This window comes from Glutamicibacter sp. MCAF14 (genome assembly GCF_052114325.1).
GTDB lineage: Bacteria > Actinomycetota > Actinomycetes > Actinomycetales > Micrococcaceae > Glutamicibacter > Glutamicibacter arilaitensis.
In genome coordinates this window covers 223,495-237,013 of sequence record NZ_JBFREO010000001.1, presented here as the reverse complement: position 1 = coordinate 237,013, position 13,519 = coordinate 223,495, and the positions used below count along the sequence as shown (strand labels likewise).

The window sequence follows — 13,519 nt, the reverse complement described above, 5'->3', positions numbered from 1 at the left end:
CCATAGAACCGGTGTCCTATCAGATAAAGTAGGTGCATCTTGTTCGTATCGTTAAGCAGAACTTACGGTTTATCCGCAAGCGCTGGCCGAGATGGAGAAACACATGCTCGACTTCAAGAGGCTGACACTGCTGCGCGAATTGCACCTGCGCGGAAGCATTGCCGGCACTGCCCGGATGCTGGGCGTCAGCCCGTCAGCCGTATCCCAGCAGCTGGCCAAGCTGGAGGCTGAAGCCGGTCTGCCGCTGCTGGAACAGGTGGGGCGCAGCATCCGGCTCACCCCGGCCGCGCAGCAGCTGATCGCCAGCGTGGACGAAGCAGTCTCATTGCTGGAATCCGCCAGCGCCGAATTGGAAACCCGGCGCAGCCGGATCCAGGGCGTCATCCGCTTCGCGGCCTTCAGTACCTTCGCGCGCACCTATCTGCCGCGCACCCTGCGCAGCATGGCGGCGATCCACCCCGACGTTGTCGTTGAATTCACCCAGCTCGAACCCAGCGAGGCGCTGGATGCGGTGACCAGCCGCCGCGCAGACATCGCCATCGTCGATGACTTCACGCATGTGCCACGCCGGACGGACTCCGGGCTGGTCCGCAACCTGGTCACCACCGACCAACTGGGCATCTACCTGCCGCACCCGGTCTCCTCTCTCGCGGCGCTGGCCGAGCTGAACTGGGCCTTCGAGCCGCGCGGCACCGATGCCCACGCGTTCTCGCGTAACTACTGCCGGGCCTTGGGCTTCGAGCCACGGGTGCTGTTCGATTCTCCCGACCCGCGCCTGCACTGCGAGCTGGTTGCCGCCGGGGTGGCCGCGGCCTTCCTGCCGCGCATGGTGTTCGGCGAGCTCGACCCTCCGCCGGGCAGCATCACCGAATTCGACCCTCCACCGGGACTCGACCTGCCCCCGATGTTCCGCGAAATCCACGCCGTGGGACGGCGCAGCAGCAATCTGCGCCCGGCCGCCAAGAGCTTCCTGCAGGTTCTGCGGGATGTCGCTGGCTGACCGCTTCACTTGATCAAGGAGAACCATGCTCGATTTGAACCGCATCCGCCTGCTGCGCGAAGTCAGCCTGCACGGCAGCATGAGCGCCGCGGCACGCAACCTGTCCTACAGCCATTCGGCAATCTCCCAGCAACTGGCCCAACTCGAACGCGAGACCGGTGTGAAGCTGCTCGAGCGCGCCGGGCGCAACGTGCAGCTGACCGGGGCCGGCCGTGAGCTGGTGCGCAATACCGAAACCGTGCTCGCCGCCCTGGAAAAGGCCGAATCCGATTTGGCGACCTCCCACCGCCGCGCCCAGGGCGCCTTCACCGTCGCGGCTTTCGCCAGCATCAGCCGCGCGGTCATCCCCGCGGCACTGGTGCGCATGGCCAACACGCACCCTGACCTCGAAGTGCGCATCCAGCGCTATGAGCCCGAAGATGCCATCGTGCGCCTGGCCTCCCGGCAGGTCGATGCAATCATTACCGATTCCTTTCCCGGCACTTCCTCGGGCAGCGCCAACGGGCTGCACACCACGATCCTGGGCCAGGACCCGATCCGCGGCTACCTTCCAGCCGGGTTGGGTCTCGATGACGAGCAGGCAGCCGCCAGCCTCCCCTGGGTCATGGAACCAGCCGAATCGGCTGCGGCGCACTGGGCCCTGCGGGTGTGCCGGGAGCGCGGCTTTGAGCCTCGCATCCAGCATGTCTCCTCCGATGTGCTTTTCCACCTGCGCATGGTCGAGGCCGGGCTGGCCGCTGCATTCCTGCCGGACATGCTTATTGCTGAAACCGGCAGCAAGCTGCAACCTAGCTCCTGGTTGCCGGCCGACCAGCGCCGCACCCTGCTGCTGATCGCTCGCAAGGGATCGGAGGAGAACCCCGCGTTGAATGCCGTGCGGCAGGCCTTGGAAACCGAGCTGCAGCACTCGCAAAACATGTAAGTAAAACTGACAGAAAGCTGTCTGAATCTTTCGCTTTTCATAACCGGTTTGGCTCCCTAGATTGGTATTCACCACCAACCACCGAATACCGGAAAGGAGCGGATCCACATGACCGTCAATGACCTGGCCCTGTCGGACTCCCCCACCAGCAGCATTCTGGACGCGCCCTCCCTGTGGCCAGCCCAGGCTCACACCCCAACCGTGGCCGGACGCCAGCTGGTCGTCGAACGCGGCGAAGGATCCTGGCTCTACACCGCCGACGGACGCAAGCTCTTCGACGGAACCGCCGGCCTATGGCACGCAAACGTCGGGCACGGCAACGCCGAACTGGCCCAGGCCGCCTACGAGCAGATGCTGCAGCTGGAGACCTACCACATCTTCGCCCGCTATTCGAATGACAAGGCCCTGGAACTGGGCGAGAAGCTGGCCGCGCTCAGCCCCATCCCGCGGGCCAAGATCATCTTGAACTCTGGCGGCTCCGATGCCATCGACGTCGCCTGCAAGCTAGCCCGCCGGCACTGGCAGCGCGAAGGCCGCCACGATAAGAAGATCATCCTCTCCCGCGAATTCGCCTACCACGGGCTGCACGCCTACGGCACCTCAATCGCCGGCCTGGAATTCAACCGCGAAGGCTACGGCAGCGACTCGCTGGTGCCGGAAACCGCCCGCGTCTCCTTCAACGACCCGGCTGCCGTCGAAGCAGCCATCGAGCGCATCGGCGCGCAGAACATCGCCGCTTTCGTCACCGAAGCCGTGCAGGGCACCGGAGGAGTCAATCCCCCGGCACCGGGCTATCTGGAAGCCATCACCCGGATCTGCCGTGAAAACGACATCCTGCTCATCCTCGATGAGGTCATCACCGGCTTCGGCCGCATGGGCACCATGTTCGCCGCCGAATACTACGGGCTGGAACCGGACATGATCACCTTCGCCAAGGGCGTGACCAGCGGCTACGCCCCGCTGGGTGGCGTGATGGTGGCCCCGCGGCTCTGGGAGCCGTTCTACGTCGACTCCCCCGACACCCCGATCTTCCGCCATGGCGCCACCTATGCCGGGCACGCCACGGCGAGCGCGGTGGCGCTCAAGCACCTGGAGATCCTGGAACGCGAGCAGCTGGTGCCGCGCGTGGCGCAGCTGGAACCAGTACTGCGGGCCGAATTGGATGCGCTGGCCGCCCGCACCGAGGCCATCATTCAGGTGCGCAGCGCCGGGCTGCTGGGCGGGGTGACCCTGCATGAATCACTGTCCGCCGACCAGGTCTGCGATGACCTGGTCGAACTGGGCTTCATCGGTCGTCCGCTGCGCGGGAACACCATTCAGATCAGCCCGCCGTTCATCGTCACCGAGCAGGAACTGTCCACCTTCATCAATGCCATCGGCGAAGCGATTTCGAATCGGAGCGGCAAATGAGCACCACCGCGCAGCAAGAGACCGGGCTGATCGCCGCCACTGCGCAACACGTCGCCGAGGCCGATGCGGCCATCGCAACCCTGCACGGGCCGACCCAGGGCATTGCGGTCCACGACCCGGCCAGCGGGCAACTGATCGCGCATGTGCCCGACTCGACCCCGGAACAAGCCGTGGCCGCCGCCAGGCGCGCCGATGCGGCCGGGACGAGTTGGGCGGAGCAAAGTCCCCGGCACCGCGCCCAAGTGCTGCACAACTGGTATGCCCTGCTCATCGAGCACGGCGAGCGGATCGCGAAGCTGATCAGCCGGGAAATGGGCAAGCCGCTGGCTGAGGCGCGCGGCGAGGTGAAGTACGGAACCGACTTCGTGCGCTGGTACGCCGAAGAAGCGGTCCGCCCCGGCGGCAACTTCCAGCCGGCACCCGACGGCGGGGCCGATATCCTCACCCGCCGCGCCCCGATAGGCCTCGCTGTGCTGATCACCCCGTGGAACTTCCCACTGGCCATGGCCACGCGCAAGATCGCCCCCGCGCTGGCCGCTGGCTGCCCAGTGCTCATCAAGCCTGCGACCGCCACACCGCTGACCACCTACTACGCGGTGCAGCTGGCGATCGAAGCAGGCGTCCCCGAGGACCTGGTCCAGGTCGTGTCCACCTCCGACTCGGCGGCCTTCAGCACCGCAGTGCTCTCGGACCCGCGGGTGCGCAAGGTTTCCTTCACCGGCTCCACCCCGGTGGGCCGCACACTGCTGGAGCTGGCCTCGAAGAATGTGCTGCGCAGCTCCATGGAGCTGGGCGGCAACGCTCCGTTGCTGGTCTTCGACGACGCCGATTTCGAACGCGCCATCGAGGGCACCATCGCGGCCAAGCTGCGCAATGGCGGCCAATCCTGCATCGGTGCCAACCGGATCTACGTGCAGTCCGGCATCGCCGATGAATTCGCCGCCGAATTGGCCCGCCGCTTCGCCCGGATCCAGGTCGGCGCCGGGCTCGGGGAGGGCACCGAGCTCGGCGCCCTGATCGATTCCCGCGCCGTCGCGCAGATGCAGGGCTTCACCGACGATGCGCTCGAAAAGGGCGCGCAGCTGCTGGCCGGAGGCCACGGCTATCCGGGCGCCGGGCACTTCTACGCGCCCACCGTGCTGGACCACGTCGATCCCGCCGCGCAGGTCAGCGGCCAGGAGATCTTCGGCCCGATCGCCGCGATCCGGCGCTTCAACACCGAAGACGAGGTCCTGGGCTGGGCCAATGACACCGAGTTCGGCTTGGCCGGCTACGTGTTCAGCCAGGATCTCGACCGCGCCCTGAACGTCGCCGACCGGCTGCAGACCGGCATCGTCGGCATCAACCAGGGCGTGCCTTCCAACGCCGCGGCTCCCTTCGGCGGCGTCAAGCAATCGGGATTGGGCCGCGAAGGAGCCAGCGAAGGCCTAGAGGAATACCAGTCCATCCGCTTCTACAACATTTCACGCCGCACCACCCACTAACCCCGGGCCGTCGTGCCCGAACCGCTACTTCAGAAGGAAGACCTCCAATGCTCATTTCAGTTGTCAAGGAAATCAAGCCGGCCGAACAGCGCGTTGCCATCACCCCTTCCGGGGTCGCGGCGCTGTTCTCCCAGGGGCATACCGTGCACGTCGAGTTCGGGGCGGGAGCCAACGCCGGCTTCAGCGACGAGCAGTACGCCGCGGCCGGTGCGATGCTGGTGGGCCAGGCCGAAGCCTGGGCCAGCGCCGAGCTGCTGGTCAAGGTCAAGGAACCCATTGCCAGCGAGTACCAATTCCTGCGCGATGACCTGGCGCTGTTCACCTACCTGCACTTGGCGGCCGACCGCCCGCTGACCGAAGCGCTGTTGCAGGCCGGCACGCTGTCGATCGCCTATGAAACCGTGCAGGACTCTACCGGTCTGCCTCTGCTAACCCCGATGAGCGAAATCGCCGGGCGCCTGGCGGCCCACGCGGCGGCCACCTACCTGACGGGCCCCGAAGGCGGACCAGGCAAGCTGCTCGGCGGCTCTCCCGGCGTAGCCCCGAGCCGCGTGCTGGTCATCGGCGGCGGCGTGGTGGGCACCCAGGCGGCACAACTGGCGTTGGGCATGCAGGCAGAAGTCACCATTCTTGAAATGTCGCCGTCACGGATCCGCCAGTTGAACGACTTGCTGGGCAACCGGGCTCGCGTGCTGATGAACGACCCATTGACCCTGGAGAACGAGCTGGCCCAGGCCGACGTGGTCATCGGCGCCGTGCTTGTTCCCGGACGCGCTGCTCCGAAAGTCGTCACCCGGGAGCAGCTGGGGCTGCTGCAGCCCGGCGCGCTGCTGGTCGACGTGGCCATCGACCAGGGCGGAGCGTTCGAAACCTCGCATGCCACCACCTACCAGGACCCGATTTTCGAAGTCGACGGCGTGCGCCACTACTGCGTGGCGAACATGCCCGGCGGCGTGCCGCAAACCTCTACCAAGGCGCTGACCAATGCCACGCTGCCGTACCTGCTGCAGCTGGCAAACCGCGGAGTTGAGGCCGCGCTGGAGGCAAACCCGGCGCTGGCCAAGGGCGTGAACACCCGGGCGGGCCACATCGTTTGCTCCGGCGTAGCCGCAGCTTTCACTGATCTGCCCAGCGTCGAAGCCGCATCCGCACTCGTCTAGCACGCCAGAATGCATGGCCTACGCGTAGTGCATGCTTATCCCATCCACAGAAAGCCAATTTAGAGTAGTAAGTACCTCTTGAAGGTGCGAGTGATGACGTTGAAACTGGCACTGTCGGTCTTGCGACAGTGCCAGTTTCTGTATCCAAAACTATTTCGCCTCGATCCAGCATCCCGCAAGCACCCGGGAACCCACCGCGATATTGATCCGCAGCTGGACTGGATCAAGTACGGGTAGTGCAAGAGCGGAATCAGGATCCTTCGACTGGAATTTCCGTCAAGACTCAGTTCATGACCTTGCATGTTTGCCCGATGCTTTCTGCCAGATCAGATCCCGATAAAAAGCACTCATCCAAGAACCGTAGGAAGCCGAAAAACAACAGTTCGCTAAACATGCAGTCTGCGCTCAGGCACCGCATAGTTCCGGCGGATACATTGGGAAGTACCTCATGAAGGTGCGAGTGATGATCGAGAGGCCCCAGCCGTTGCAAACGGCTGGGGCCTCGACTTTAACCAACTCTGCTCCCAGCCCTCCTAGCGCCTAAGATGGGTAAGTCCCCAAATCTATTCCCTGGGATACCTGACGAAACGGAGCCCCGGTGAGTGCCGCGATCGCTGAACTGACACCCCTGCAACGACAGTCGGTGCTGCGCACCCTGAAGTCCCCGCGGCTGCTCAAAACCGAGCTGCTTGCCGGCCTGGTGGTCTCCCTGGCGCTGATCCCCGAGGTCATCGCCTTCACCGTGATCGCCGGCGTGGATCCGCGCGTGGGCATCTTCGCCTCGTTCACGATGTCCGTGGTTATCGCCATTACCGGCGGGCGACCGGCGATGATTTCGGCGGCAGCTGGCGCGGTGGCCCTGGTAGTCGCCCCGCTGGTGCGCGCCCACGGCGTGGAGTACCTCTTCGCTACCGTGGTCCTGGCCGGCGTGATCCAGGTAAGCCTGGCGCTGCTGGGCGTGGCCAAGCTGCTGCGCTTCATCCCGAGGCAGGTGATGATCGGCTTCGTCAACGGCCTGGCCATCTCGATCTTCTGGGCGCAGATGCCCGAGCTGCGCAACGTGCCGTGGATGGTGTACCCGCTGGTGGTCCTCGGGGTGGCCATCGTCTGCTTCTTCCCGAAGATCACCAAGGCGGTGCCAGCCCCGCTGATTGCCATCGTGGTGCTCACCGCGATCACCATCTTCGCCAAGGTTGCCGTTCCCACCGTGGGAGAGAAGGGCGAACTGCCCGATTCGCTGCCGCTCTTCCACCTGCCCGGCGTGCCGCTGGATCTGCAAACCCTCAAGATCATCGCACCCTACGCGATCGCCGTGGCCTTCGTGGGCCTGCTCGAATCGCTGCTGACCGCCAAGCTGGTCGATGACATCACCGATACCCCTTCGAGCAAGACCCGCGAGTCCTGGGCGCAGGGCGCCGCGAACATCGTCACCGGATTCTTCGGCGGCATCTGCGGTTGCGCGATGATCGGCCAGACCATGGTGGGAGTGAAGGTCTCCGGCGGGCGCACCCGCATCTCCACGGCCTTCGCGGGCATCTTCATGCTGCTGCTGGCGGTGCTGCTCGGCGATATTGTCGCGCAGATTCCGATGGCCGCGCTGGTCGCGGTGATGATCGTGGTTTCGGCGACGACCTTCGATTGGCACTCCATCCGACCGAGCACGCTGAAGATGATGCCCAAGAGCGAAACCTTCGTCATGGCCATCACCGTGCTGCTGACTGTGATCACCAGCAATCTGGCCATCGGCGTGGGCGCGGGCATCCTTTCGGCCATGGTGCTCTTCGCCAATCGCGTGGCCCATCTGGTCACCGTGGAACGGACCCCCGAGGGCGAAACGATGATCTACAAGGTCAACGGCGAGTTGTTCTTCGCCTCCTCCAACGATCTGTACACCCAGTTCGACTACGCGCAGGATCCCGAGCGCGTTGTGATCGACATGTCCGATTCGCACCTCTGGGACGCCTCAACCGTTGCGGCGCTGGATTCGATCCGCACCAAGTACGAGAAGTACGGAAAATCCGTGGAAATCCGCGGCTTGAATGAAGCCAGCCAGAAGATGCAGGACCGCTTGGGCGGCAAGCTGTCCTAGGTGTATTAGCCACGGAGGTTAGGAACACGGTCCGCTGGCGCCAGACCCTCCAGCGAAGTATGTCCACGACGGTGGTTGTAATAGTCTAACCACTGCGGGAATGCAGCCACCCCCTCGGCCTCAGAACGGTAAGGCCGGGCATAAGCCCACTCCTCGATCATGGTGCGATTGAACCGCTCGACCTTGCCATTGGTTTGCGGCCGGTAGGGCCGGGTGCGCTTATGCTTGACCTCCGGACCCAGCGCGTCGGCCAAGGTATGCGAGCGGTAGCAGGATCCGTTATCTGTGAGTACGCGTTTCACGGTGATCCCTGCACCTTGGAAGTAGGCGTTGGCCCGTTCCCAGAATCCTGCGGCGGTTTCCTTCTTCTCATCTGAGAGGATTTCGGTGTAGGCCAGCCGCGAGTAATCATCCACGGCGTTGCGCAGGTACGCGTAGCCCGGACGGCGGTCCTGGGGTGTCTTGGTCTTGTTGCGCCGCCCCGCGGCCCGGTCCATGACCCGGTGCCCACCACCGTCAGGGATTCGTCCGAGTTTCTTGATGTCCACGTGGATCAGGTCCCCGGGTGCCTCGTGCTCGTAACGGCGGATGACCTGCCCGGTGGCACGGTCCTGCCATGCCAGCCTGGAGAGCCCTACCCGGGAGAGGACCTTGTTCACGGTTGAGGGGTGCAGTCCCAGCAGGAAAGCAATCCGGGCCGGTCCCCATCTGCGGTTTACGCGCACTGCGATGATCCGCCGTTCGGTGCGCACGCTGGTGCGGCGCGGTGAATGGTGTGGCCGGCTGGAGCGGTCCTGCATCCCTGCCTCGCCTTGCTCCCGGTAGCGGGAAGCCCAGCGGGAGGCGGTGGACACGGAGACTTGGAACCGCTCGGCGGCGCGGCGCAGTGGCCAGCGGTCTTCCACGATGCACCGTGCCAGCAGCAACCGGCCTTTGGGCGCAAGGATGGCATTAGAATGGGACATGAAGACCTCCGGGATGTCGTAGATGTTGTCGCAAACAGCACTTCACTCGGAGGTCTTCTTTTTGTCACTCAGCTACGCCGCATGTTCCTAACGTCCGTGGTTAATACAACTAGCCCGCGGGATTGCCAATGCCGGTCTGGAGCTACAGCGACCTAGCTGCATCCTCGCGCAACTGGTTCTTGCGGATCTTGCCGGTCACCGTGGTGGGGAATTCTTCCAGGATCCGCACGTAGGCCGGGACCTTGTAATGCGCCAGCTGCCCGGCGGAATATTCGCGGATCGCATCCACGGTGAGCGGCTGGCGCCCGGCCTTCATGCGGATGCAGGCGCAGACCACTTCTCCGAATTTTGAATCGGGCACGCCGATGACAGAAACATCCTCGATATCAGGGTGCTTATAGAGGAATTCCTCGATTTCCGCGGGGTAGATATTTTCGCCGCCGCGGATCACCATGTCCTTGATGCGCCCGACGATGGTGCAGTAGCCGTCCTCGCGCATCACCGCCAGATCCCCGGTGTGCATCCAGCCTTCGTCGTCGATGGCCGCCCGGGTCTTCTCCTCGTCGTTCCAGTAGCCGAGCATCACCGAGTAGCCTCGGGTGCAGTACTCACCGGTTTCCCCGCGTTCCAGGGTTTCGCCACTGACCGGATCCACCACCTTGATCTCCACATGCGGGTGCACCCGGCCGATGGTGGCGGTGCGGCGCTCGAGATCGTCGTCGCCGCGGGTCTGGCAGGACACCGGAGAAGTCTCGGTCATGCCGTAGGCGATGGAGACCGCGCTCATCCCCATGTCATCGACGCAGCGGCGCATCACCTCCACGGGGCAGATGGATCCGGCCATGATGCCGGTGCGCAGCGCGGAGAGGTCGTAGTCCTTGAAGTTCGGGTGGTTCTGCATGGCGATGAACATCGTGGGCACCCCATACAAGCCCGTGCAGCGCTCCTCTGCCACCACGCGCAGCATGGTTTCGGCGTCGAATCCCGGGCCGGGAATCACCATGGTGGTTCCGCGGCTGGTGCAGCCCAAGTTGCCCATGACCATGCCGAAGCAGTGGTAGAACGGCACTGGAATGCACAGCCGGTCATGCTCATTGAGGTCGATCATGCCGGTGACCTGGTAGCCGTTGTTCAGGATGTTGCGGTGGCTGAGCACCGCGCCCTTGGGGTAGCCGGTGGTACCCGAGGTGTACTGGATATTGATCGGGTCTTCGGGCTTGGTGGCCGCCAGCCGCTTCGCCAGTTCCCCGTCGCCGACTTGCTCGCCTTCGGCCAGCAGCTGCGCATAGTCATCGGTGTCCACGTAGACCACGCGCTCCAGGCCGGGAGTATCGGTGCGCGCTTGCTCGATCATTGCCCGGTAGTTGCTGGTCTTGAATTCGGTGACTGCCAGCAGCAGGCGCATCTGGCTGTGGTTGACCGCGTAGGCGTATTCGTGGGTGCGGTAGGCAGGGTTGACATTGACCAGGATGACGCCGATTTTAGCGGTGGCGTACTGGGTAAAAACCCATTCTGCGCAGTTCGGTGCCCAGATGCCGACCCGGTCTCCGGGCTGCAATCCGGCGGCCAGCAGGCCCTTGGCCAGGCGATTGATCTGCGCGTCCAGCTCGTTCCAGCTCCAGCGCCGGCCGGTGGCTGATTCGACCAGGGCTTCTGCCGGGCCGAAGCGGGCTACGGTGCTTTCGAAGTTGGAGCCAATGGTCTCTTCCAGCAGTCGCGGTTCACTCTCGCCCTTGGCATAAGCCTTCATCTGCGCACCCCTTCGTGGATCGCTTCGTCGGAATCTGCGCGGGCATGAATAGTGTGCCCAACGTCACATTCACACACTAGCCGTGGTGTGACCCGCTGCCAAGCAACGGCGCGACGTGCGCCGCCAGGACTGCAACCGGTCGCTTAATTCGGCGGACAGCTCCGTAAGGTACAGCAAGCTTTTCTCCTCCAGCCCGCCTTTGCTGAATTAATGCACGCCGCAAGAACGTTAGAGACTCGGGCTCATAGCGGCGATCTCATTCATACTTGTAGACTCTCAATCAGACCAGAATAAGTATTTCACCCTCTTGGATCGCCGCGTTAGAGTTGCCAGCAAGCGTCTTCTGCGCATTCGACGCGCGGTCCGACGATCGGAGCACCATGGACACGAGACTACTTCGCTACTTTGTCGCTGTCGCCGAAGAGCGCCATTTCGGCCGCGCGGCGGCGCGCCTGCATATAGCGCAGCCTCCGCTCTCCCAGCAGATCAAGCAGCTCGAGGAGACGCTTAATACCCAGCTGCTGATCCGCACCACCCGCAAGGTGGAACTGACCAACGCCGGAGAGCTGCTGCTGACCCGCGGACGCATCCTGCTCGAAGAGCTCGAACAGCTCTCCCGCGACGTGCGCACCGTGGGCGATGGCGCCCTGGGCGTGCTGCGCCTGGGCTCCACGGGCAGCGCCACCTCGCGCATCATGCCCAAGCTCATCGAGAGCAGCTCGCAGCAGATGCCCGGACTGCAGCTGAATGTGCAAGGCGAAATGCTCACCCCGCAGATGGTCGAAGGCCTGGTCGAAGGCCGGCTGGATCTGGCCATCTTGCGCCCACCGGTGCGCGGCGCCGAGGTGGACTACATGCTGCTGGACCAAGATCATCTGGCCGTGGCCCTGCCGCTGGACCACCCGCTGTGCGCCTACGAGGAGCTGGGCCTGGAACAGCTGGCCGGCGAGAAGTTCATCTGCTACCCGCCTTCTTCCGCAGTGAACAGCATCATCGTGGATTCCTGCCGCCGCGTGGGCTTCGTCCCGCAGGTCGCGCAGGTGGCCAGCGAGACCTCTACCCTGCTCACCTTCGTCGCCGCTGGACTGGGCATCGGACTGCTGCCGACCACGCACTACCTGCCGCACAGCAACCGGATCACCTTCCGGCCGCTGCGCAATGCCCCTGCCGTCGATCTGGCGATCGCCTGGCGAGCGGGCAACGAATCTGCGCTGGTGCGCAACTTCTTGGAACTTTGCAAAGAACTATTCCCCGCGAAAAATACCGTCGAAGAAAGGCTGGAACCCCTTGAGAATCCAGCGGATTGAATCAATCCCCTACGCCATTCCGTACAACCACCCGCTGCGCTTTGCCAGCGGCGAGGCGCACACCGCGGACCACGTGCTCATCCGCGTGCACACCGATGAGGGCGTGATCGGCACCGCCGACGCGCCACCGCGCCCGTACACCTACGGCGAAACCCAGAAGTCCATCGTCGCGATCGTGCAGGACGTTTTCGCCCCGCAGCTGATCGGCGTGGACATCATGGACCGCGCGAAGATCCGCCAGGTGCTGGATCGGACCATCTACAACCAGGTGGCCAAGGGCGCGCTGGACATCGCCGTCTGGGATGCCATCGGCCAGGCGCTGGGCACCCCGGTGCACAAGCTGCTCGGCGGGTTCACCGACTCGATGCGCGTGAGCCACATGCTCGGCTTTCGCCCGGCGCAGGAACTGCTCGATGAGGCCCTGCGCTTCGGCGAGCAGTACGGCATTACCACCTTCAAGCTCAAGGTCGGCCGCCGCCCGCTGGCGCTGGATATCGAAGCCTGCCGCGTGCTGCGCGAAGGCCTGGGCGAGGACGTGGAGATCTACTTGGACGCCAACCGCGGCTGGAGTGCCAACGAGTCCATGGAAGTACTGCGCCAGACCGAGGGCCTTGGCCTGACCATGCTCGAAGAACCGTGCGATGCCAAGGAAGCGATGAGCCGCCGCCGACTGGTCGAGCGCTCCCCGATCCCGATCGTCGCCGACGAATCGGTACCGACCGCCGGCGATGTCTCGCGCGAGCTGCTCTCCGGCGGCGCCAACGCGATCTGCATCAAGACCGCCCGCTCGGGCTTCACCGAAGCCACCGAGATCCTGGGCCTGTGCACCGGACTGGGCGTGGACGTCACCATGGGCAACCAGATCGACACCCAGGTCGGCTCGCTGGCCACCGTCACCTTCGGCGCCGCCTTCGAGGCCACCAGCCGCCGTGCCGGCGAACTGTCCAACTTCCTGGACATGGCCGATGACCTGCTGGCCGAACCACTGCAGATCGTCGACGGCCGCATTTCGGTACGCACTGTGCCCGGCGTGGGAGCGGCGATCGACGAATCCAAGCTGGCGCGTTACCGCCAGGACCACGTACTTTCCACCTCGAACTAAAGGAGATGCACCATGTTGTTCCTTGCCCGTATGGACGTTGTTTTCCCAGATCACTTGACCGCCGAGCAGGTCGTCGATTTCCAGGCCCGCGAGAAGGAATACTCCGCGAGCCTGCAGCGCAGCGGCAAGATGCAGGGCATCTGGCGCGTGGTCGGCGAGTACGCGAACCACTCGCTGTACAACGTCGAGTCCAACGACGAGCTGCACGAAATCCTCAGCGGATTCCCGATGTATCCGTACATGAAGATCAAGGTCACCCCACTGGCCAAGCACCCTAATTCGCTGGTCTAGAACGCATCCAGGGCGCCGGCGCCAGACCGTGCCCCAGCC

At 64.3% G+C, this 13,519-nt stretch carries 12 protein-coding genes; 10 read left to right on the top strand and 2 right to left on the bottom strand.

The features are described from left to right. Positions 1–103 precede the first annotated feature (103 nt). The 7 genes from AB4Y71_RS01115 to AB4Y71_RS01085 all read left to right on the top strand — a co-directional run bounded on the left by AB4Y71_RS01115 (position 104) and on the right by AB4Y71_RS01085 (position 8,065). A complete protein-coding gene (locus tag AB4Y71_RS01115; protein ID WP_441717315.1) occupies positions 104–1,000 on the top strand; it encodes a LysR family transcriptional regulator in 897 nt (298 codons plus the stop codon). Positions 1,001–1,025: 25 nt separating this feature from the next. After that, positions 1,026–1,922 (top strand): LysR family transcriptional regulator, encoded by an 897-nt coding sequence (locus AB4Y71_RS01110; RefSeq protein ID WP_417365496.1) that lies wholly within the window; start codon positions 1,026–1,028, stop codon positions 1,920–1,922. A gap of 108 nt (positions 1,923–2,030) precedes the next feature. Beyond that, a complete protein-coding gene (locus tag AB4Y71_RS01105) occupies positions 2,031–3,332 on the top strand; it encodes an aminotransferase family protein (protein WP_441717313.1) in 1,302 nt (433 codons plus the stop codon). Continuing rightward, positions 3,329–4,816, top strand: coding sequence for an NAD-dependent succinate-semialdehyde dehydrogenase (locus tag AB4Y71_RS01100; protein ID WP_441717311.1), 1,488 nt, complete (start codon positions 3,329–3,331; stop codon positions 4,814–4,816). Before AB4Y71_RS01105 ends, AB4Y71_RS01100 begins: the two co-directional genes overlap by 4 nt. Before the next feature lie 47 nt (positions 4,817–4,863). Beyond that, positions 4,864–5,976: an alanine dehydrogenase gene (gene ald / locus AB4Y71_RS01095; RefSeq protein ID WP_441717310.1), complete on the top strand. Its 1,113-nt coding sequence runs from the start codon at positions 4,864–4,866 to the stop codon at positions 5,974–5,976. A 93-nt stretch (positions 5,977–6,069) separates the two neighbouring features. Continuing rightward, positions 6,070–6,213 carry a hypothetical protein gene (locus AB4Y71_RS01090; RefSeq protein WP_441717309.1) on the top strand — a complete coding sequence of 48 codons (144 nt, stop codon included), beginning with the start codon at positions 6,070–6,072 and terminating at the stop codon, positions 6,211–6,213. A 361-nt stretch (positions 6,214–6,574) separates the two neighbouring features. Then, positions 6,575–8,065 (top strand): SulP family inorganic anion transporter, encoded by a 1,491-nt coding sequence (locus AB4Y71_RS01085; RefSeq protein ID WP_441717308.1) that lies wholly within the window; start codon positions 6,575–6,577, stop codon positions 8,063–8,065. Between the two features lie 5 nt (positions 8,066–8,070). On the opposite strand, the gene AB4Y71_RS01080 is transcribed toward AB4Y71_RS01085, so the two are convergent. Both AB4Y71_RS01080 and AB4Y71_RS01075 read right to left on the bottom strand, forming a co-directional pair. Next, positions 8,071–9,030 carry an IS481 family transposase gene (locus tag AB4Y71_RS01080; protein ID WP_441717307.1) on the bottom strand — a complete coding sequence of 320 codons (960 nt, stop codon included), beginning with the start codon at positions 9,028–9,030 and terminating at the stop codon, positions 8,071–8,073. A 142-nt stretch (positions 9,031–9,172) separates the two neighbouring features. After that, positions 9,173–10,780 carry an AMP-binding protein gene (locus AB4Y71_RS01075; protein WP_441717306.1) on the bottom strand — a complete coding sequence of 536 codons (1,608 nt, stop codon included), beginning with the start codon at positions 10,778–10,780 and terminating at the stop codon, positions 9,173–9,175. A 380-nt stretch (positions 10,781–11,160) separates the two neighbouring features. Between AB4Y71_RS01075 and AB4Y71_RS01070 the strand changes: the two genes are divergently transcribed. The 3 genes from AB4Y71_RS01070 to catC are packed head-to-tail and all read left to right on the top strand — an operon-like array spanning position 11,161 to position 13,480. Then, a complete protein-coding gene (locus tag AB4Y71_RS01070) occupies positions 11,161–12,087 on the top strand; it encodes a LysR substrate-binding domain-containing protein (protein ID WP_441717305.1) in 927 nt (308 codons plus the stop codon). Further along, complete coding sequence (locus AB4Y71_RS01065; RefSeq protein ID WP_441717303.1) at positions 12,068–13,189, top strand: mandelate racemase/muconate lactonizing enzyme family protein; 1,122 nt, start codon at positions 12,068–12,070, stop codon at positions 13,187–13,189. The genes AB4Y71_RS01070 and AB4Y71_RS01065 overlap by 20 nt, the downstream gene beginning before the upstream one ends. A gap of 12 nt (positions 13,190–13,201) precedes the next feature. Next, a complete protein-coding gene (catC, locus tag AB4Y71_RS01060; protein ID WP_441717301.1) occupies positions 13,202–13,480 on the top strand; it encodes a muconolactone Delta-isomerase in 279 nt (92 codons plus the stop codon). Positions 13,481–13,519 lie beyond the last annotated feature (39 nt).